The sequence below is a fragment of the Methylobacterium sp. CM6257 genome (assembly GCF_054611515.1).
In genome coordinates, this window is record NZ_CM137735.1 from 3,970,760 (window position 1) to 3,988,664 (window position 17,905).

The 17,905-nt window shown below is 65.0% G+C and carries 21 protein-coding genes and 3 pseudogenes; 17 read left to right on the top strand and 7 right to left on the bottom strand.

The features are described 5' to 3' along the window. The first annotated feature begins 183 nt into the window (after positions 1 to 183). The 5 genes and pseudogenes from ACYCO6_RS19370 to ACYCO6_RS19390 form a co-directional block, all read left to right on the top strand. A complete protein-coding gene (locus tag ACYCO6_RS19370) occupies positions 184 to 438 on the top strand; it encodes a hypothetical protein (protein ID WP_459762336.1) in 255 nt (84 codons plus the stop codon). Positions 439 to 1,477: 1,039 nt separating this feature from the next. Further along, positions 1,478 to 1,651 carry a hypothetical protein gene (locus tag ACYCO6_RS19375; RefSeq protein WP_459762338.1) on the top strand — a complete coding sequence of 58 codons (174 nt, stop codon included), beginning with the start codon at positions 1,478 to 1,480 and terminating at the stop codon, positions 1,649 to 1,651. A 137-nt stretch (positions 1,652 to 1,788) separates the two neighbouring features. Next, positions 1,789 to 1,971: pseudogene (locus ACYCO6_RS19380) on the top strand (helix-turn-helix domain-containing protein); the annotation flags it as partial. A gap of 93 nt (positions 1,972 to 2,064) precedes the next feature. Further along, positions 2,065 to 3,125, top strand: a protein-coding gene (locus tag ACYCO6_RS19385; RefSeq protein ID WP_459762340.1) for an IS630 family transposase whose coding sequence is annotated in 2 segments (ribosomal slippage) — positions 2,065 to 2,566 and positions 2,566 to 3,125 — 1,062 coding nt in all. Because the reading frame shifts where the segments join, the coding sequence is not laid out codon by codon here. 14 nt (positions 3,126 to 3,139) lie between these two features. Then, a pseudogene (locus ACYCO6_RS19390) lies at positions 3,140 to 3,919 on the top strand (DDE-type integrase/transposase/recombinase); the annotation flags it as partial. Positions 3,920 to 4,562: 643 nt separating this feature from the next. Here ACYCO6_RS19390 and ACYCO6_RS19395 read toward each other — a convergent pair. Next, a pseudogene (locus ACYCO6_RS19395) lies at positions 4,563 to 4,989 on the bottom strand (hypothetical protein). Between the two features lie 64 nt (positions 4,990 to 5,053). On the opposite strand from ACYCO6_RS19395, the gene ACYCO6_RS19400 reads away from it, so the two are divergent. Next, positions 5,054 to 5,236 carry a hypothetical protein gene (locus ACYCO6_RS19400; protein WP_459762342.1) on the top strand — a complete coding sequence of 61 codons (183 nt, stop codon included), beginning with the start codon at positions 5,054 to 5,056 and terminating at the stop codon, positions 5,234 to 5,236. Between the two features lie 1,459 nt (positions 5,237 to 6,695). Here ACYCO6_RS19400 and ACYCO6_RS19405 read toward each other — a convergent pair. Beyond that, a complete protein-coding gene (locus ACYCO6_RS19405; RefSeq protein WP_459762344.1) occupies positions 6,696 to 7,202 on the bottom strand; it encodes a MarR family winged helix-turn-helix transcriptional regulator in 507 nt (168 codons plus the stop codon). A 108-nt stretch (positions 7,203 to 7,310) separates the two neighbouring features. On the opposite strand from ACYCO6_RS19405, the gene ACYCO6_RS19410 reads away from it, so the two are divergent. The 4 genes from ACYCO6_RS19410 (at position 7,311) to ACYCO6_RS19425 (ending at position 8,711) form a co-directional block, all read left to right on the top strand. Further along, positions 7,311 to 7,574 (top strand): hypothetical protein, encoded by a 264-nt coding sequence (locus ACYCO6_RS19410; protein WP_459762346.1) that lies wholly within the window; start codon positions 7,311 to 7,313, stop codon positions 7,572 to 7,574. Between the two features lie 10 nt (positions 7,575 to 7,584). Then, positions 7,585 to 7,719, top strand: a complete 135-nt coding sequence (locus ACYCO6_RS19415; RefSeq protein ID WP_459762348.1) for a hypothetical protein — start codon at positions 7,585 to 7,587, stop codon at positions 7,717 to 7,719. A 113-nt stretch (positions 7,720 to 7,832) separates the two neighbouring features. Next, positions 7,833 to 8,066 (top strand): hypothetical protein, encoded by a 234-nt coding sequence (locus tag ACYCO6_RS19420; RefSeq protein WP_459762350.1) that lies wholly within the window; start codon positions 7,833 to 7,835, stop codon positions 8,064 to 8,066. 339 nt (positions 8,067 to 8,405) lie between these two features. Beyond that, positions 8,406 to 8,711 (top strand): DUF6894 family protein, encoded by a 306-nt coding sequence (locus ACYCO6_RS19425; protein ID WP_459762352.1) that lies wholly within the window; start codon positions 8,406 to 8,408, stop codon positions 8,709 to 8,711. Positions 8,712 to 8,832: 121 nt separating this feature from the next. Here ACYCO6_RS19425 and ACYCO6_RS19430 read toward each other — a convergent pair whose 3' ends face one another. Both ACYCO6_RS19430 and ACYCO6_RS19435 read right to left on the bottom strand, forming a co-directional pair. Beyond that, entirely contained in the window at positions 8,833 to 9,021 is a 189-nt protein-coding gene (locus tag ACYCO6_RS19430) for a hypothetical protein (protein ID WP_459762354.1), read from the bottom strand. A 32-nt stretch (positions 9,022 to 9,053) separates the two neighbouring features. Continuing rightward, positions 9,054 to 9,770 (bottom strand): thermonuclease family protein, encoded by a 717-nt coding sequence (locus tag ACYCO6_RS19435; protein WP_459762356.1) that lies wholly within the window; start codon positions 9,768 to 9,770, stop codon positions 9,054 to 9,056. Positions 9,771 to 10,084: 314 nt separating this feature from the next. On the opposite strand from ACYCO6_RS19435, the gene ACYCO6_RS19440 reads away from it, so the two are divergent. Both ACYCO6_RS19440 and ACYCO6_RS19445 read left to right on the top strand, forming a co-directional pair. After that, a complete protein-coding gene (locus ACYCO6_RS19440; RefSeq protein WP_459762358.1) occupies positions 10,085 to 10,537 on the top strand; it encodes a hypothetical protein in 453 nt (150 codons plus the stop codon). Positions 10,538 to 10,853: 316 nt separating this feature from the next. After that, positions 10,854 to 12,029: a YihY/virulence factor BrkB family protein gene (locus ACYCO6_RS19445; protein WP_459762360.1), complete on the top strand. Its 1,176-nt coding sequence runs from the start codon at positions 10,854 to 10,856 to the stop codon at positions 12,027 to 12,029. 173 nt (positions 12,030 to 12,202) lie between these two features. Here ACYCO6_RS19445 and ACYCO6_RS19450 read toward each other — a convergent pair whose 3' ends face one another. Next, complete coding sequence (locus ACYCO6_RS19450) at positions 12,203 to 12,445, bottom strand: hypothetical protein (protein ID WP_459762362.1); 243 nt, start codon at positions 12,443 to 12,445, stop codon at positions 12,203 to 12,205. 394 nt (positions 12,446 to 12,839) lie between these two features. On the opposite strand from ACYCO6_RS19450, the gene ACYCO6_RS19455 reads away from it, so the two are divergent. Further along, positions 12,840 to 13,076, top strand: a complete 237-nt coding sequence (locus ACYCO6_RS19455; RefSeq protein WP_459762364.1) for a hypothetical protein — start codon at positions 12,840 to 12,842, stop codon at positions 13,074 to 13,076. Between the two features lie 2 nt (positions 13,077 to 13,078). On the opposite strand, the gene ACYCO6_RS19460 is transcribed toward ACYCO6_RS19455, so the two are convergent. Continuing rightward, positions 13,079 to 13,306, bottom strand: a complete 228-nt coding sequence (locus ACYCO6_RS19460) for a hypothetical protein (protein WP_459762366.1) — start codon at positions 13,304 to 13,306, stop codon at positions 13,079 to 13,081. 313 nt (positions 13,307 to 13,619) lie between these two features. Beyond that, positions 13,620 to 14,180, bottom strand: coding sequence for a hypothetical protein (locus ACYCO6_RS19465; RefSeq protein WP_459762368.1), 561 nt, complete (start codon positions 14,178 to 14,180; stop codon positions 13,620 to 13,622). A 132-nt stretch (positions 14,181 to 14,312) separates the two neighbouring features. On the opposite strand from ACYCO6_RS19465, the gene ACYCO6_RS19470 reads away from it, so the two are divergent. The 4 genes from ACYCO6_RS19470 to ACYCO6_RS19485 all read left to right on the top strand — a co-directional run bounded on the left by ACYCO6_RS19470 (position 14,313) and on the right by ACYCO6_RS19485 (position 17,756). Further along, positions 14,313 to 14,534, top strand: coding sequence for a helix-turn-helix domain-containing protein (locus ACYCO6_RS19470; RefSeq protein ID WP_459762370.1), 222 nt, complete (start codon positions 14,313 to 14,315; stop codon positions 14,532 to 14,534). Positions 14,535 to 14,845: 311 nt separating this feature from the next. Beyond that, complete coding sequence (locus ACYCO6_RS19475) at positions 14,846 to 15,076, top strand: hypothetical protein (RefSeq protein ID WP_459762372.1); 231 nt, start codon at positions 14,846 to 14,848, stop codon at positions 15,074 to 15,076. Continuing rightward, positions 15,073 to 15,405: a hypothetical protein gene (locus ACYCO6_RS19480; RefSeq protein ID WP_459762374.1), complete on the top strand. Its 333-nt coding sequence runs from the start codon at positions 15,073 to 15,075 to the stop codon at positions 15,403 to 15,405. The genes ACYCO6_RS19475 and ACYCO6_RS19480 overlap by 4 nt, the downstream gene beginning before the upstream one ends. Further along, the gene (locus ACYCO6_RS19485; RefSeq protein WP_459762376.1) at positions 15,405 to 17,756 is read left to right on the top strand and encodes an AAA family ATPase; all 2,352 of its coding nucleotides are present in this window, start codon (positions 15,405 to 15,407) and stop codon (positions 17,754 to 17,756) included. The genes ACYCO6_RS19480 and ACYCO6_RS19485 overlap by 1 nt, the downstream gene beginning before the upstream one ends. Positions 17,757 to 17,905 lie beyond the last annotated feature (149 nt).

Sequence of the window (17,905 nt, forward strand, 5' to 3'; positions counted from 1 at the left end):
AAGCATTGAGGCCAGTCCGCGGAGCCAGTTCAGCAGCTCGGCGGTCGTAGTCCGCGGACGCTTCTGGTTGCGGCACATCAAGGCGGCCGCTCGGCGGCAACGAGGCCGTTTGCCGGAGAACGGTTCGGCATTGCCGGGCGTTGCTCGCCCAACAACATCCAGAAAAGTAGCGGAGAGGCGCCTATGCGTAAGCTCGTCCTCAGCACGGCAGCCCTGGCTGCCATGATCGCGGTGCCTCACACGGGCTTTGCCCAGGGCTTCTCCGTCGGTCCCGGCGGCGTGCGTGTCGATGATGGTCGCCGCGGCTACTACGAGGAGCGCCGAGGTGGCGGCTACCGAGAGATGTGTCGCGAACTGCGCCAAGCCTGTCTTCACAAGGAGGAGCTTGGCGAGGAGGGAGCGGGCAACTGCCGACGGTACCGCGAGCGGTGCCGATGAACGTCCGCTCCAGAGTGGGCCTTGAACGCCCAGCGGGCAGCTAAGCGCCTGATCTAAATGGGGCGGACGGTTCTCGTTCGAGGTTCACGAACCGCAGTGGCGCCTTCGGGCGTAAGGACCACCGAGCAGGGAGCCCAGCAAATGCTGTGAGTATCGCGAGACCTACCGCTAACGCACACGTCTTTTCTCAGGCCCAATATGCGGAGCGCTCAGATGCGTAAGGCTCTCATCACCGCAGCATGCCTCCTTGTGCTGCCTGTCTCGGCACTCGCACAAGGCTCGTGGCGTGACGACGACAGAGACAGGTCCTACGACCACAGCGACAGAGGAAAGGACGAAGGACGATATCACCCCAACGAGGATCGAGATCGGGACTACTGGCGCGGCAATGGGGATGATGTAGCGAGGGGCGGTTTCTCGTTTCACATGAGGGTTGGCGACGCGAAGATCCATGTTCGCTGCAGTCCGCGCGAAACCCTGAAGGACTGCGTGGACGCGGCCACCACCCTGCTCGACAAGGCACGGTCGCTGCCAGTCACAGGCAGCGCGAACACGGGATCTGGAAACGCGCCACCGAAGCCGTAACCGGCGGACACGCGAGATCCAGAGGCGACCTATAGGCCGCCTTTTTGTTATCCGGAGTTGTAAAGAAAACGACCGTATTCCAGGTCCCAGAGGTGGTTCGGCCGATGATCCCAGCGTCCGGGTGCTGGGGCCCGTTCTGGCCCGACATCGACGGGTATGAACGCACACAAGGCTGCCGAGGGGCAGCGGGTGACCTCGACCGATCAGACCGGGCGAGAATTCGCGCGGGTGATAGAGCAGTCAGAGCCATGCGCTGAGGTTGTGTGGACGGACGGTATGTCGAACGCGCAACCCGATCTGGAGCAGCAATGCCCTTAGCCCAGATGTGTTTGAGGCTGGCTGCCTTTAGACAAGACTAGGGTGTTCGAAGCTCCCAGCCGGTCCCGTCGACCGTGATCTTGATGTTCCCCTGTCGCCATCGACGGGACCGCCCTTCTCCGATGGAGTGGGCACGATGCATGAAAGCGTTGCGAAAGGGCGGCAGTTCTGGGACACGGTCACCCAGCATGTCGCCGCCAAGGTCGAGCCGGCGCTGCGGCAGAAACAGCGCGCCCGAGAACCGATAATCGCCTACCTGCGAGATCTGGAGGCCCTGGCCCGGCGCGAATGCGACAGCCGGAACGTGTGAGGTTCGGCGACATCGTTTCAACCTCGCCGCCCGCGCTCCCGGCCGATCTGGCATCCTGATTGCTGCTTCTGCTGTGGAGCTGTGGGCAGCGCGGCACGCGCTGTCCATCAGATCCCCAGCCCGCGCGAGACACGGCCATGGATCTGACGAAGGCGCGTCTGGGATGGGTTGAACTCTATGATCGGACCGGCGACGCCGGCCTCGTTTGCCGCCGCTGCGGCATCTCACGCCCGACGTTGCGCAAATGGTGGCGGAGGTATCAGGCCGCTGGTCCAGCTGGGCTGGTGGAACAGAGCCGCCGTCCGCGCCGCTTGGCAGCTCATACCAACGGCGGCCGGGCGTGACTCCTTTTTGAATGACGGACTGGGTTTGGCGTGACTCTGTGCGTCCTGCTGAGTGGCGGGAGCGGTACGATGACACTTGCGATCACACGCCTGGATCTGACGGCCGAGGATCTTCGGCGTGCGGCGCGGTCGAGCCGGAGTGTTGCCCAAGCCCGTCGCTGTCTTGCGATTGCGTCCGTCCTGGATGGCCAATCGCGTACGGCGGCAGCGGAGAGCGCCGGGATGCAGAGACAAACCCTGCGGGACTGGGTGCACCGCTACAATGTGGACGGCGTTGCAGGGCTGATGGATCGGCCGCGTCCAGCACGTCCCGGCCTGCTGAGTGCGGCGCAACGGGCGGAGTTCGACCGGATCGTCGAGGCGGGTCCAGACGTGGCGGCGGACGGGGTGGTGCGCTGGCGCCGCCGCGATCTCAAGCGGGTGGTAGAGGCTCGCTTCGGCGTGGTCATGGCCGAGCGCACGATCGGGGATCTGCTGCACGCCCGCGGCTTCCGCCACGTTTCGGTGCGGCCGCGTCACCCGAACTGTGACGCGGCGGCCCAGGCGGATTTTAAAAAACCTTCGCCGCGCGGGTCGCGCAGGTGATCCCCGAGGAAGCCCGCGGCCAGCCGCTTGAGATCTGGTTCCAGGACGAGGCCCGGATCGGCCAGAAGGGCACGCTGGCCTACGTCTGGGCGCGCCGAGGCACGCGCCCGCGCGCCGTGCAGGACACGCGCTACGCCTCGGCCTACCTGTTCGGTGCCGTCTGTCCGCAGCGCGGCGTCGGCGCGGGCCTGGTGATGCCGCGCGCCGACACCGAAGGTCTCAACGCGCACTTGGCCGAACTCGCTCGAACCGTGGCGCCGGGGGCCCACGCCGTTCTCGTCCTGGACGGTGCTGGCTGGCACAAGAGCACTGATCTCGTCGTTCCCAGCAACATCTCGCTCCTGATGCTGCCGCCATACGCACCTGAACTCAATCCGGTCGAAAACATCTGGCAATACTTACGCCGCAACAAACTCGCCCATCGCCTCTACGACAGCTACGAGGCCATTGTCGAAGCGTGCTGCGACGCCTGGAACTGGCTCATTGCCGCGCCAGACACCATCACCGCCATCGCAAACCGGACATGGGCAAACGTGTCAGCATAACCCGCCGCTGGTATCAGAAGGTGTTTGCAGAGCACGAGACGCTGATCCTCAGCCTCCGGCGCGACCGCAAGCTCGGGATCAAGCAGCTCCGCAATGAGCTCGTCCGTCAACACGATCTGACGCTGTCGCTCGACACCATCCATCGCGTGCTCGTCCGTCACGGCGAGCAGGTGCTCAAGCGGCCGCGGCGGCGCGTCAGAGGAAAGCTCCGCTATAGTCGACCCGTGCCGGGCGATTGGGTGCAGATGGACGTCTGCAAAATCTGCCCGGGCGTGTACCAGTACACAGCCATAGACGACTGCTCGCGCTACGCCGTGTTTGGGATCTATCCATGCCGGACCGCCGCGAACACTCTCGATTTTCTCGATCGGGTGATCGAGGAGATGCCGTTTGCCATTCAGCGGATCCAGACCGACCGCGGACGCGAATTCTTTGCCGAGGCTGTGCAGCAGCGGCTGATCGACTGGGGCATCAAGTTCCGCCCGATCCCTCCACGATCGCCCCATCTGAACGGCAAGGTCGAGCGGAGCCATCGCGCCGTTCTCGAAGAGTTCTGGACCACAATGGATCCGAAATCCGCCGACATCGCCGACCGCGTGGCCGAGTGGCAGCACCACTGGAACTGGAACCGTCCCCATTCGGCGCTTGATGGCGCATCTCCCATCGACCGGGTGGCTGAACGCTCGGACCAGACGCCGCTCCGAGAAGAGGTGGAAGCCCTGTTCAACCCGGCCAAAGAGCGCATCCGTCATCCGGACTACCGCATCGATCGGGCCCTGGCCGCGGTGAAATGATCTCCCCAGACCCTACACGGAACGCAATCCAGATCATCGCTTCAGGGCGTCATATCCTCGGTGATCGAAAAGAGGTTGAACCCAGAGACGGCCCATTCTCGCGGACCTGAATTGTCGAGAAAATCCGACGCCGCGTCATAATCCAGGGCTTCGTGTCGAGAGGCAGCCATGAGCGACCAGCTGACCGTACACCGCCTATCATGGCATGCGGTCGATCCCGGCAGTCCGATACCGCCCAACCCTGGCGAGATACCGCCCCCGCTGCCTGGAGATGAGCCTGAGGACGATCCGGACACGGGTCCGACCGGACCGCGCGTGCCGGGACCTGATACCGACGTTGGCGAGCCCCCGGATCCGAGCCGGCTGCCCGACCGCCTGCCGGGCGCACCGACCGCGCCCGGCGTGCGCCGCTGACCTCCCACCTCATGGGTTCTGCACGATGGCCAATCCTGGCACCCCCAATCCCGGCGGTCCCGACCTGCCCACACCCGGCGAGCCGCCACCGACTGAACCCGTACCCGGCGACCCGCCGATGCCGGCACCATCACCCGATCCAGTGCCCGGCGATCCAGCGGGTCCAGACTTGGTTCCAGGGGATCCGGTTGGTCCTGGCCCCATCACGTGAGCACCAGGGTCTTCGCGATCAGCCGTAGGGTCCGCCGAACAGGTCGCCGAGTGCCTTGCGCCGGAACAGCGTCCGCCAGCGCCTTCGCTTATGCTCCGGCCGGTCATGGATCAGATGCCATCGCTGGCAGAAGGCCGCGAGGTTGGCGTCCGCGTTGTTCGATGTGTCGTGATCCCGGTGGGCCGCGGCTAGGACGACCCGGGTCCGGCGGGCGCGGCCGAGGATGTCAGTCCCCGACGCGATCCGGATCCGCCTGCCCCAACCATCGCGCCATCGCCCGGCTTCAGCATCCCACCAGCGGCCGTCACCAAGATGGTAGACCAATCCGCCCGTGCGGCCGTCCGCAGCCCTCGCAGCGACCCCGAGCGCGACGGAACCGGATCACGGCCGAGAGTTGCGGCCAGTCAATGGGGTAGAAGAAGCGATGCTCGCGCCGGATCGGCATGGGACGGCACTGTGCCACCGGCCGTGAAGAAAGCGTAGCGGTTGGGTGCCTGCAGGGAGTACCCGTGGACCTGTCCGACCTAGAATTCTGGGCGTTTCTCGCCGTCGCGGTGTTCGGGCTGTTCCTGCCTGTTGCGATCACAGGGTGGAAGGGCCGCGCCATCGTGCCGGTTGCTCTGCTCAGCCTCGTGTTCTGGCCGGGTGCGTTGATCCTGGCGCTACGGTTGCGACATCGGCGGGACCTGTAACCTCAGCCGAGCAACCAGATCAGCGTCATAGCCACGGTCATGAACAAGGCGGAGGACCCAAGCACCGCGCCACCCTCGCGGTTCTGAAGGAAAAAGGTGCGGGCTGTGGCGATCATCGCGAGGACCGGAGATGGCGTTTGGTCCGATCAGTGTGGCAGCTGAACTATGCCCGTTCGAGGGCTGAAAAGGGTCAGGAGAGCAAGAAACCGAGCTTGTCGCGGGCCGGTCACACTTGATTAGGGCGGTTAGGATGTTGCTGCTCGTTGCGGGCGTTTGGGTCGCTTATGGCGCCCGCCGCAGCGGCTGTGAGCGCTGCACTGATCACGAAGAGGAGGCCGGTTGAGATCATGGAACAGGCTCCTTTGAACCCGCCGAACCAGCGCCGGCAGTGGTTAACAAGTCATTAACTTTTCTCGAATTGGGGCAGAACGGCGTCACGAATGCAATTTACGTATATGCTTAAGCTTCGGTCTCAGCCAGCCTATGTAGCTATCCGTCAACAGCAAATCGCTAGGACGGCCATGAGCTGAGAGCAAAGCTCCTGCCGGGCAGCCCTTTACTATCAAGGAGCATTCGATAACCGCGACCTCGGCCGATCAGCTCGAATGAGAATTCGCTTGGCAGCGTTGGCAGAAGGCAGCCGTGTTGTCGTCTGCGTTGTTCGAGGTGTCGTGGTCCCGGTGGCCGGACAGGTCCATGATGCGGACGCGATTGCGGCGCTATACGTTCGCCTCAGATGGTGCTCACGATGCCAGCTCGACACCCGAAGCACTGGCGGACACCCATGCAACGCTCTCTCGCGCTTCTTGCCGCTCTAGCCGCCCTCACCTGCTTTTCTGCAGCAGGGGGCGCGCAGAGCACGTCCGAGCCGACACGGAAGCCAGCTTCGGGCACGACCTCAGCCGGTGAGGAAGCTGCGTCGGCCGTTGACCCGGCAGTGCTGGACCGCTGTCGGCAACGAGCGGATAACCAGAAGCTCAAGGAAGGGCCAGAGCGTAAGGCTTTCATGGGGACCTGCGTCACGCCGGGAGATTGAGCTTCGGCAGACAGACCGCGCCCTGATGAGCCCCGTTCACAATCCCAGGAACCGAGCTGAACTCTCCGACGGCCGAGCATGCAGATACCGGCCCGGCGTCGCCACCGAGGCGTGCCCCAGTGTGGCCTGCACCAAATGGATCGCGAGGATGGTGCAGACCGACCGCCACGACAGGCGAGCAAAGCTCCCCCTCCCATCTCGGCGGCCGGTCCGCAGTCGTCACAACAGGCGTTCGTGGCCGCCGGTTCGCCGCTCGGCGATGTGGTGAAATGCTGAACAGATCTCTCAGCGCTGCCAGCCCCAGAGAAACTCACCGAGACGGCGGCCCCCCGTTGCCGCCGTCTTAGAGCAACCGCGGCGGGCAGGGTGAGCCGCATGGGTGCCCTGGGCCTGTTCGGATAGCGCTCAACTTGGCGCGGCGTCTCAGCCGTTCTCAGAGCGCTCCAGCAGGGTGGTGACCCTGTCGATCTCGCGCTTGAGCGCCTGGATGGGCTCCTCCGTCCCGCCAAGCGCACACACGATCTGCTCCCGAGCAGCACCAGCCTTCCGTCGCAGGGCATGGCCCGCGTCGGTCAGCTCCACGCGCAGGAGCCGCTCATTGGCCGGATCCCGCCCACGACGAAGCAAGCCATTGCGCTCCAAGCGCTTGAGCAGCGGCGTCACCGTGCCGGAGTCGAGCCGGAGCCGAGCGGCGATCTGCTTCACGCTCTGCCCGTCCTTCTCCCAGAGCGCCAGCATAACGAGGTACTGCGGATAGCTGAGGCCGAGCGGCTCAAGCAGCGGCTTGTAGGCGGCCGCGAACGCATGAGCCGCCGCGTAGACCGAGAAGCACAGCTGCCGGTCGAGCGGCACGACATCCGGACTGGGCGGGCCCTCATCGGGTTGGCCAGCGGTGGTCTGGGTCTGAGGGTGGCGAGCGGTCTGGGTCATGGGCTCCGTCTAGCATGGTGAGGGGACTAAGGCATATCGATCTTACGATTTGACAACTAACGATTGGAGTTCTAATCGTTAGTTGTCAAATGCAAGGGAGACCAGATCATGCCGCGCACCGCCCGACCGCTCACGCTCGCTGCCGCCGCTGGTGCTGGCATCGGCCTGACCATCTTCGGGGTTCTCGCCTTCGGCGGTGCTGGCCACGCTGAGACGCTCATTATCAAGCCGCTCCCGGCCATGGTGGCCCTCCAAGGTCGCGCCCCCGCCCTGCCGGCTCCCAGCGCACGCGACCCTCAAGGGGCCGCCGCCCAGGACCGCTCCGGGCGCACGGTGCGGGTGGTCTACCCGGGCCACTACGCCCAGCGATGAGGCGGGTGTGATGATGACGACCGCTGTGCTCCTCCTCATGCCGGTTCTCCTGACCGCGGTAACGCTGGCGGCGGGAGAGCGCTTGGAGGCGTTCCCGAACAAGGACGACCTCTGGCAGCTGCCCCGCCGCTCGTCCGTGCTCTAGGCAGCCGGGCTCACGCAGCACAGGCAGCCGGTCAGGGTGCAGGCCGGTTAGCGCAACAACAACAGCGCCGACAGCTCTCGCCCCTGTCTCCCGTTGCTCAGAGGAGCGCACCCATGATCCTGACGGCCCAGACCCTCATCCGTACACTCGCCATCGCCGCGCTCGGCACCCTGCTGGTCAGCCAAGCGGCGCGTGCGGGCGCGCCCGACAGCAACGCGAAGGCGACCACTCTCTGCATGCAGGGCTGCGGCTCGGCTGAGCTGGCGCCGAACTGCTACTACCTCGACGATCCCCAGACCGGCCGCTCCGGCAAGCTCGTGATCCGCCGCGTCCAGGAGTGCGACTGAGCCCTGCTCATCCCGCCAAGCTCACCCAGGTTGCCGTGCGGGTGGCTATGCATCCCGCCCTTGCCCAGCGCTGAAGTTAGGACGATGCCGGTCTTCACATCCTCAGCGCTCGACAGCGACACAGACGGCCTCGCGTTGCTGCGCGCCGTCCTACACGGCTCGGAGCAGGTCGGATCGGCCCAGGCCAGACCGGCTCCGAGTTGGAGTTGCGCTGCGGATCCAAAGCCGAGCCGTCCTGCACGACGGAGGGGCGGGTTGCAGCCCGGCAAACGTCGGACCGCCGCGCATACGGCGTGTCTCGCCTGATCGGCCACCTTGGCCACCGAAAGGACGCTCAAGATGCCGCGCTACTTCTTCGACATCCATGACGACGTGTCGGCGGTGAGCGACACCGAGGGCGAGGTGTGCGCCACCCCTGACGCGGCTGGCCGGCGCGCGGCGCAGATCCTGTCGGAGATCGCGCTGCATGATCCCCACCAGAACGGCTGCAGCAACCTGCTGGCGCTGGTGCGGGACGAGGCTGAGCGTGTGGTGTTCACCGCAACCCTCAGCATCGTCGGCAAGCGGATCGATGCACCAATCCTGCTGCCGGGCTGCCACGTTGGTGCGAAAAGGTCCCGCGGCTCCAAGCTGCTGTTCGCCTAGCGGCAATCCCGTCGGTCAGCGGCTGTGACCGCGTGAAGCGAGCACCTGCTTGACTGTCTCGTGGCTCACTTTGAGCCCCTTTCCGCTGATGGGGGCCGCAATGCCATACCGCCGGCCCGCCTTATGACCACCGTTCCCGGTCCGCCTCCTCGGCCGCAACCGCCTCAACCGCGGCGATCACGTTCTCCAGTTCGGCGACCTGACGAAGGACGCTCCCGGCCGGCATGCCATCGTGCTCGGCCATCGCGAGGATGAGGTCGCGCTGGTGCGCCTTGAGACGTTCGAGCAGGACGTTGAGCTTGTCGGACATCGGCCGGCTGTAGCTTCGGAGCGCAATAGTGGCTACCGCTGCGGCGCTCGCCAGCCAGCCGCCTGCGCTTCGGCCTCGGAGCAGAACATCCGCCCGCCAGCCTTCTCGTCGACGACGACACGCGCGTAGTCGCGGCTTTCGGGCGGGTGGTAGACCCGCTCGCCCGAGCGCGAGACATTGCCCTTGATTGCGCAGGTGGTTCGCGAGAGCGGTGCGGGGGGCACGGCGGTCTTTGCCATCTCGGGTCGGGTCTCGACCCCATTCGCCCGCTTCGCGCGTCGCCAATCCGAAGGAGGGTCGAAGGTGCCCGCCCAGAGGCCACGCTTCAACGCTCTGGCGGTGATCTCAACCCGCACATAGTCCCGGGAGTAGCGCTGGTAGGCCGTGGCATAGCCCTGCTCGACCATCCAGGCGCTCAGGTCTTCGCCGTCCTTTCGGCAGACCGCGACGGTGCGCCCGTACCTGTCGATGTCACGAGGCTCGCAGGTGATTGGCGCTTCCCTCATGTGGCCGGCAAGCGCCAGCGCCGCCTTCTGCCCGCAGCGATAGTCCTTGCCCGCCGCGTCTTGGCACAACTGAGCGCTCTCCGGTGCGTCGATCCCGTGGAGGCGGATGCGGGTGTCGCGGATCACCACCGTGTCGCCATCGGTGACCGAGGCACGGCCGACGATGGGTTCGACCGCGAGCGCCGGAAGGGCGAGGAGTGCGGCCACGATCAGGCCCCCGCCGCAGGCACCAAGACGAACCACTGATGCTTCTCCGGCCCGCGGATGCGGATTCTCTCATGTCGTGTTGGCGATAGGCCACCGCAATGGCGGCGGGCGACCTCGACCGATCAGGCCAGACGAGAATTCACGCGGGTGTGGAGCGGCAAAGGACGATCCGACGGCGCGTTCGAGTGCGGAGGAGCGCGCCTATGTTTCTGGCTTGTATCCATTGTCTGTGCCGTGCATGATCAGTAGCCGCCTTGTGGGAGCGAGCCAATCTATTCCGTAATTCAATAAAATAATTGTCTTCTAAATAACGGGAGGGGTTAGTGACAAAAATAAGATGGGCTGTTATCGTGATGGTTGGCGCCTGTTCTGGTGCGATGGCAGGGGATTTTCCAAAGCAAGGCGCCGCGTCGTATACGACTAACTACGTCAATGTCTCTGCAACGCCGATTAAGATGGGTGAGCGGAGTTCATCCATCTATGAGAGTGCCGGTATTACACGCAATGACGCGGGAGAGGCCCCGTTCAATGACATGGGTACGCGCTGCATCGGCATGCGCGAGGCCAACGGCAACGACGTGGTCAACCGCGGCAGCTGCATCGACACCGACAAGGACGGCGATCAGGTATTCTCCACCTACGAGGCAAACGCCAAGAGCGGCCGCCATGTGTTCGTCGGCGGTACAGGGAAATACCAGGGCATATCCGGATCGGCCGACTACACCTTCCAGCCGGTGAAGGTACCGGAAGGCGCGCGCCCGATGGCCATCGTGCCCCACAAGGCGACCTGGAAGCTGCCCTAACGGTTAGCATCCCGCCGGGCCTTGGTAATCGCAGGGCACTGCGCCGGTGTGACCCAACCCCAAAGACAGGAGGATTTCGGGGCTTGTCCCCGGCATCCTAAGGCGCGGGTGAACCTCGACACCGGCCCTGACGTTCGCCATCTTGACCGTATGCCCGCGCAGCACGGCCAGACCTACGATCCGCAGGAGGAGCCGGCATCGTATGTTACCTTGGCCCTGTCGACCCGCCCTGAAGCCGGTCCTTGCAACATCCGAGGCAATCCCTCGTTGTCACACCTGACGATACGGCACAGCCTGAGATACGCGGGAGCTTTCGATGACATCCTCCCGCCCAGACCGCACGCGGTCGGCTCCTGTTAAGCAAGAGAACTCCCTCGCCTGGACCTTGGCACTGGCCACGGCCCTTCTTGGCTTCGTAGCGCTGCCACGGCGTGTGGCCCGCAGAGGATCCGCCGACGCTAAAGGGGCACCGGACGGCGAGGCCGGAGCGGCGCGCCAGACTTCACCCTCTCACACTGGCAGCGATGCTCACGAGGTAGCCCACACTCAGGCCGACCGGGGACGCCAAGCTACACGTCCGACCGAGATCCCGGCTAAGGGCTGGAAAGACATCGCCCTGCGCACCTACCGCGACGTCGGTGAGAACCGGATTATGCTGGTGTCAGCCGGCGTCACCTTCTTCGCGCTGCTCGCGATCTTCCCGGCTGTGGCTGCTTTGGTGTCCGTCTACGGCCTCCTGGCAGATGCCTCGACGATCAACGACCAGCTCGCCAGTCTCCAGGGTATCCTGCCGTCCGGTGCCCTGGAGATCGTCGGCGATCAGGTGAAACGACTGAACGAGAACGGCAACGCCACACTCGGCTTCAGCTTGGTCCTGGGCATCGGGCTGTCCGTCTGGAGCGCGAACGGCGGGATGAAGCACGTCTTCGACGCCCTGAACCTCGTCTACAACGAGCGTGAGAAGCGCAACTTCTTCGTCCTGAACCTCGTCTCGCTCGGCTTCACGGCGGGCGCGCTGCTGTTTCTGATCCTCGCGCTCGGCGCGGTCGTCGTGCTCCCGATTGTACTCGACTTCGTTGGCATCGGGAAAAGCGCGTGGTGGCTCTCTCTGTTGCGTTGGCCCGTACTGCTGCTTGCCGTGCTGGGCGGCCTCGCGTTGCTCTATCGCTACGGCCCGAGCCGGGACGCGCCGCGGTGGCGTTGGGCCACGCCGGGGAGCGCCCTGGCGGCCGTGCTGTGGCTGTCCGCCTCGCTGCTGTTCTCCTGGTACGTGTCGAACTTCGGCAGCTACAACAAAACTTACGGGTCGCTAGGAGCGGCCATTGGGTTCATGACCTGGATCTGGATCTCGACGATCATCGTGCTGCTGGGCGCTCAGGTGAACGCCGAGATGGAGCACCAAACCGCCGAGGACACGACTGTGGGCGAGCCCCAGCCTCTCGGCACGCGGGGAGCAAAGATGGCCGACAGCGTCGGTGCTGCGGCGGAGTGAGCCGCTACCGAGTGATGCCCTGCGACCGCAGCATAGGAGGCGGCGGCTTTTGAGGTCAGGGCAGGGGCAAGCGCTTGAACTGAGTGACCCCACCGTCGGGGCTGCTACTGACATCGATACGGCGGGGCACTCACCCCGCCGCACATAGATCAGTCGTCCGCTCTCAATGCGGATCAATCATCGTCGTCATCCTCGCGACGGAGGCGCTCCTCACGGCGGAGCGGATCGCGCCGCCCGTCGCGGAATTCCTCACGACGCTCCTCGCGACGGATCTCGTCCCGGTCGCGCTCCCGCGACGAGCGCGGATCAACCCTCACGCCACCGGGCCCAACGTCGATGCTTTGCGCAGCTGCCGGAAGAGCTGGAACGCTGAGTAGTCCGGCTGCGATCAGCGCGCCTGCGAGGAGATGCTTCATGGTTGTCCTCCCGTATAAGAGCGGACAACAATCTCGGCAGGTAGCTGTTCCGAACAGCGTATAGCATAGCGTTTGGACGGGACATTCGTCAGGACAGAAACACGTGCGGCAGCGACCAATTAACTATGCCGCATCAGGCTAATGGTTGAACGGACTTGGCCTCCTCCCGTTCGCTCTTGGGAAGCCCTGCCGTGACCTCAACACGCGTTGGGCTTTTCCCGTTCGGCCCAGTTTCTCTGCCGCCGACCAGTGGCTGTAATGTTCAAGAGCGGTCAGCATCCTTTCCGCTCCCGAAACCGGGTTCCGTTCCAACGCTGACGGGCCACGAGCCTCGCTTTTGCGCTCAAGCTTCGTATCCTGGCCTGCGTCGACAAAGCGCCGCGCGTGAGGGGCCATGAAGATCAAGATGATGACCACCTGCCTTGGGCTATCCCTTTTTGCCCTGGCCTCTCCGGCGTTCTCCCAGGGCCCGGCGTTCTCCCAAGGCACGCCCGAGCAGCAACAAGCCTGCACGCCCGACGCCATGAGCCTCTGTCAGGACTACATTCCCGATGCCGGGCGGGTTAGAGCCTGCCTCCTGAGCAGGAGGGCGAGTGAGCCCAGCCTGCCGTGCGGCGATAGCGGCCGGTGAGCCTAAGTCGTCCGCGCCACGCAAGCGGCGGCGCAGGCACTCGTAAGCCGCTGGAGCCGCCGGCCCCTCCAGGTCTCAACGATCTCCTCCGCGGTATCGCGAAGGGCGCGGAGCAGCGCCGCGTTCTCGGCTTGGCGGGCAATCGTCCGGACTTGGAGCGGCGTGGCCGGCTCTACGTCGCCGTCGACCCGATCCAGGCAGGCCGTGAGGATGTCGGAGCGCAGGTCCATCGGTCAGGCGGCCACTGGCAGGCGTGTCGCCGGGGCGGCAGGCGTAGGCGTGCGGGGCGGGCTATCGGATCGCACGATGGACCCAAGGCCCGCCTTACCCACTCGCTGGCCGAGGCGCCTTCGCGCTGGGCCGCAGCGTCAATCGCGCGGCGCAGATCCGCATCCGTGCGGATCGTGATCGTATCGGAATAGACGAGCGGGCGCATGGGATGCCTCCGTTGCTACTCACCAGAGTAAAGGAGGCATACTAGAACGTAAGAAATTGAGATGATGCAATCTCAGCTCAAATATCTTCTAGTGATTGGCTGTGGTATTAAGTGAGTGTATCATTCTGATGCGCAACGAGATCAAGCATTTCGCTGGCTCTACCCGTCGCCATCATCACTTGAAGCTTTGCGATAGTTTCGGCGCGAGCAATGTCGGAGCGGGTCTCGGCGTCAAGCCTCGATAGTTCCTCGTCGTCTATCGCTGGCGCATAGTGCTCAATCAACGAAATAGCACCAAGTCGCACCCCGGCTCTAGTCGCCGGGCTGTTAAGCCAATTCTCACTTCCGATTTGACGGCCGTCCTTTGATTTCTGGTCTTGTACTATAGAGACAACAGCCATCAACGACGTTGCAAGCTTACGTGCATTCTCTCCGTTCTCAATGAAAACGCTCATAAGATCGTTGTAGCCGCGTATAATTCGGTCAATTTCAAATGACCGCTCGACGCGAAGCTCAACCTCTTCGGTGACGGATCGACCAGATTGAGCTGCGGCCTGTTCCAGCCGATCCCGAAAGTCTGCGCGGGTTCGGAAAGTCAGGTTGTGTCCCTTCCGCTCGTCAGCGGGCTTCGGCGGCCGACCCCTCTTCCTCTGCGCAGGCTCGTTCATGACAACGGCTCCCATCTGGTGGTCGCCGAATATACGCACGATGCGCGCCGCGCAAGAAGTAGTGACTAGGGTCATTGAGGTGTGATAGCAATTAATTGCGCGGCAAATGTCGTGCTTAATAGCGAGGTTCGGATGTCCGAAGACATCATGCGGGTGCTGACAGAGCCGACAGTGGATGTGGAGCTGGCGGGCCGCGTCCTCGGCATCAGCCGGAAGACCGCCTATCGCGCTCGTGAGACTGGGGAGATCCCGTCAATCAAGATCGGGCGGCAGTACCGCGTCCCGACCGCAAAGCTGCGCGAGATGCTTGGCCTGCCCGCACATTCGCCGGCTCCGCAGACCCTCGCCGCATAACGAAACCGCCGGCCCCGAAGATCAGGACCGGCGGCGAATGGCTATCAGCGCCTGGACAACGCTCAGATAGGACATCCGCGCGCTCCGCGCCACTGATTTTCGACCGGCTCCCTACGCAGGAGAGCCATCGTAAAATCCAAGACCTACAGCCGTTCCATCGTCATCCGGCCGACAGAGAGCATCCCGGACGCCGAGGCCATGCAGGCCCGCGTCAACGAGCGCCTTGCCCATCGCTGGGGCGTTTCGGTGCCCGTGGCCGCCGTCCTTTCCGGCCTCGCCGGGATCGGCCCGCAGGTGAGGGAAGCGCGTTGATGTCGGCGCTTCATCCCCCCTCACGCCTCTGGACCGGAGAACCGCTCATCCAAGACGCGGTCGCCGAGTACGCCAAGGTTGCCGCGTCCTACGCGATTGCAGCCAGCAACCTCGCGGATACCGGCGACACGCCCGGGATGGTTCACGCGCTCGCGTGCGCCGGCCGGGCGATCCTCGCCGCTACCAAAGCCGCCGAGACCCTGCGCCCTGTTGATGGAGACGGCCGATGACACAGCCGCGCATCATCCGCCCGCCCGTGGGGGCGCTCGCCTGCGCGAACTGCACCGCCTGGAGCCATTGGGATCACGTCAGTGTCGTCCGGAACGGCCCTGGCGGCTTCACCATCACCGGTCGCAGGCCGACCGGCCAGTGTCGCGCCAACCCGCCGCGGATCAATCCCGAGGCGTTCGGTGGTGAGAATGCGGCGTGGCCCGTGGTCGGCGCTGAAGACTGGTGCCGTCACTTCGAGCTGCGCGGCGACCCCAGCGAACACTCTGCGCCCCACCGGGTCGGCGGTGCCTTCAACGAACCTTCCCCGCGTTTCGGAGGTGCTGCTTGATGGCAGGATCTGCTCAGCCCACCCGGCCGCCGAAGCCGACCTTTCCGCCGTTCCGCGGCCTACCCGATACTCCGGCCCTTCAGGAGCTGCGCACGCTCCCCCACTGGGTCGCGTGGGACTACTTCTGGAAGGAGAAGAAGTCGAAGTGGGACAAGCCGCCGCTCAACGCGCGGACGGGTCAATTCGGATCCTCAACGGACCCGGAGACCTGGACCAGCTACGACGTGGCCGCCAACCGAGCCTCGCGCGACGGCTTGCCCGGCGTCGGCTTCGTCCTGACCAAGGATAGGCCCCTTAGCGGGATCGACCTCGACGGCTGCCGAGACCGTGAAACCGGCAAGATCCAGGCTTGGGCGCAAGTCGTGGTCGACTTCGCCGAAACCTACACGGAGATTTCCCCATCAGGTGAGGGCCTGCGCCTGATCGTGAAGGGCAAGGCCAACTGCGTGGTCAATCACCCGGCAGGCGTCGAGATCTACGCGGACGGCCGGTATCTCACGATCACCGGCCAGCACGTCCCGGGCACGCCGACCGAGATCCGTGAGGCGCCTCGCAGCCTCGCATACCTGACTGAACGTGCCGAACAGTACCAAGCGGCACAGCAAGCGGCCGCCGATATGGTGCGGGCGCAGGAGCGCAAGCAGAACGAGAAGCGGGAGCAGGCCGGAGCCGCCAACGCGGCCCGCGGGACGACCAGCCAGCGCGCGCAGCAGGCGGCCAGCGGCGGTCGGGTCCACAGCACGTTCTTCGGCGCCAACGAGGCCAACCCCTTCTGGAAGAACGTCAACGACCGCGCCTTCGCCAATCTCGGCGCGTGGGTGCCGGCGCTTTTTCCGACCGCCTATCAGTCGAACAACGGTGCGTGGCGCGTGTCCTCGCGCGATCTTGGCCGAGACCTTGAAGAAGATTTGTCGATCAGCCCTTCCGGCGCCAAGGATTTCGGCGTCGGAGACATGGGCGACGCGAACCAAGGGAAGCGCACGGCCATCTCGCTCGTGTTGGAGCACGGCGGCGCTAGTACGGCCGCCGAGGCCGCCCACTGGCTGTGCGACCGGATCGGCGTGCGCCCAGAAGATCTGGGCTGGCGCGGCAGCCGCCGGGACGAGGGAACCGACTTCGCAAGCGCGGGTCCGGACATGGATGCGGGGGCGGATCACGGCGCGACTGCGGCCCCGCCGCCCCTGACCTTCAAGGCCCGGCCCTTCGTCTGGGCCGACCCCGCCACCATCCCACGCCGTCAGTGGGTGCTGGAGCGACACCTGATCCGCAAGTTCATCAGCGTGACGGCCGCGCCGGGGGGCGTCGGGAAGTCGTCGCTCGTGCTGGCCGACGGGCTTGCGATGGCGACTGGCCGCAATCTGATCGGGCACCAGCCGCACGGCAGGTTCAAGGTGCTGATCTGGAACGGCGAGGATCCGCTGGAGGAGATGCAGCGCCGGATCATGGCAGCCTGCATCCAGTACGAAATCAGCCAGGAGGACGTCGAAGGCCACCTGTTCGTGAACTCTGGCCGGGACGACCCGATCATCGTGGCCGAACAGAAGCGTGACGGCGTGACCATCGCCGTGCCGGTGGTCGAGGCGCTCAAGGCGACCATCCGAGAGAACGGCATCGACGTGGTGCAGATCGACCCGTTCGTGAGCTGCCACGCCGTCAACGAGAACGACAACGGCGCCATCGACCGGGTTGCGAAGCTCTGGGGCAAGATTGCCGACGAGACTGGCTGCGCAATCGAGCTTGTGCACCACACCCGCAAGACCGGCGGCAACGACACCGTGATGGAGGACATACGCGGTGCGGTGGCGCTGCTCTCGGCCGCCCGGTCCGGCCGTGTCCTCAACACCATCTCCAACGAGGAAGCTGAGCGTGCCGGCGTCGAGCAGCGGCGCCTCTACTTCCGGGTCGACAACGGCAAGGCCAACCTCGCGCCGCCGCTCACCGACCGCTCCTCCTGGTTCAAGATGGCGTCGGTCGACCTCGGCAACGGGCAACCGCTCACAGTCGGCGGCATCGGTATTGGCACTCAGTTGGACAGCGACAGCGTGGGCGTGGTCACGGCTTGGCAATGGCCAGACCCATTGGCCGGCGTCACCACGGCCGACCTGCGAGCGGTTCAGACCGAGGTCCGGTCGACGGGACCTTGGCGCGAGAACGTCCAGGCCAACGACTGGGTCGGCAAGCCGATTGCCCGCGTCCTGAAACTGGACCCAACCGACAAGGCGCACCGCGAGAAGATCAAGCGGCTGCTCAAGATCTGGATCGAGAACGGCATGTTCGCGGTGGTCTCCGGCACCAACGAGAAGGGCCGACCAACCCCGTTCGTGGAGGTGGGCGCATGGGCCGGCGAATGAGGCCCCACACCTCCCTATTAGGGGGTGTGGGTGGTGTGGGAGTGTGCAAATCCGAGGTGCGTGTGGTGTGGGTCGTAGCCCGGCTCCGGAGAGCGCTGCGTGATCCCCGCGTCCGAAGCCTGGGGGCCGTTCCGCAGCCACTCCGATCA

Excerpts from the sequence above, each read along its gene's own strand:
- ACYCO6_RS19370 (WP_459762336.1), top strand. The coding sequence starts at position 184 with ATGCGTAAGCTCGTCCTCAGCACGGCAGCCCTGGCTGCCATGATCGCG.
- ACYCO6_RS19375 (WP_459762338.1), top strand. The coding sequence starts at position 1,478 with ATGCATGAAAGCGTTGCGAAAGGGCGGCAGTTCTGGGACACGGTCACC.
- ACYCO6_RS19405 (WP_459762344.1), bottom strand. The coding sequence starts at position 7,202 with ATGACCCAGACCGCTCGCCACCCTCAGACCCAGACCACCGCTGGCCAA.
- ACYCO6_RS19410 (WP_459762346.1), top strand. The coding sequence starts at position 7,311 with ATGCCGCGCACCGCCCGACCGCTCACGCTCGCTGCCGCCGCTGGTGCT.
- ACYCO6_RS19415 (WP_459762348.1), top strand. The coding sequence starts at position 7,585 with ATGATGACGACCGCTGTGCTCCTCCTCATGCCGGTTCTCCTGACCGCG.
- ACYCO6_RS19420 (WP_459762350.1), top strand. The coding sequence starts at position 7,833 with ATGATCCTGACGGCCCAGACCCTCATCCGTACACTCGCCATCGCCGCG.
- ACYCO6_RS19425 (WP_459762352.1), top strand. The coding sequence starts at position 8,406 with ATGCCGCGCTACTTCTTCGACATCCATGACGACGTGTCGGCGGTGAGC.
- ACYCO6_RS19430 (WP_459762354.1), bottom strand. The coding sequence starts at position 9,021 with ATGTCCGACAAGCTCAACGTCCTGCTCGAACGTCTCAAGGCGCACCAG.
- ACYCO6_RS19445 (WP_459762360.1), top strand. The coding sequence starts at position 10,854 with ATGACATCCTCCCGCCCAGACCGCACGCGGTCGGCTCCTGTTAAGCAA.
- ACYCO6_RS19450 (WP_459762362.1), bottom strand. The coding sequence starts at position 12,445 with ATGAAGCATCTCCTCGCAGGCGCGCTGATCGCAGCCGGACTACTCAGC.
- ACYCO6_RS19455 (WP_459762364.1), top strand. The coding sequence starts at position 12,840 with ATGAAGATCAAGATGATGACCACCTGCCTTGGGCTATCCCTTTTTGCC.
- ACYCO6_RS19460 (WP_459762366.1), bottom strand. The coding sequence starts at position 13,306 with ATGGACCTGCGCTCCGACATCCTCACGGCCTGCCTGGATCGGGTCGAC.
- ACYCO6_RS19465 (WP_459762368.1), bottom strand. The coding sequence starts at position 14,180 with ATGAACGAGCCTGCGCAGAGGAAGAGGGGTCGGCCGCCGAAGCCCGCT.
- ACYCO6_RS19470 (WP_459762370.1), top strand. The coding sequence starts at position 14,313 with ATGTCCGAAGACATCATGCGGGTGCTGACAGAGCCGACAGTGGATGTG.
- ACYCO6_RS19475 (WP_459762372.1), top strand. The coding sequence starts at position 14,846 with ATGTCGGCGCTTCATCCCCCCTCACGCCTCTGGACCGGAGAACCGCTC.
- ACYCO6_RS19480 (WP_459762374.1), top strand. The coding sequence starts at position 15,073 with ATGACACAGCCGCGCATCATCCGCCCGCCCGTGGGGGCGCTCGCCTGC.
- ACYCO6_RS19485 (WP_459762376.1), top strand. The coding sequence starts at position 15,405 with ATGGCAGGATCTGCTCAGCCCACCCGGCCGCCGAAGCCGACCTTTCCG.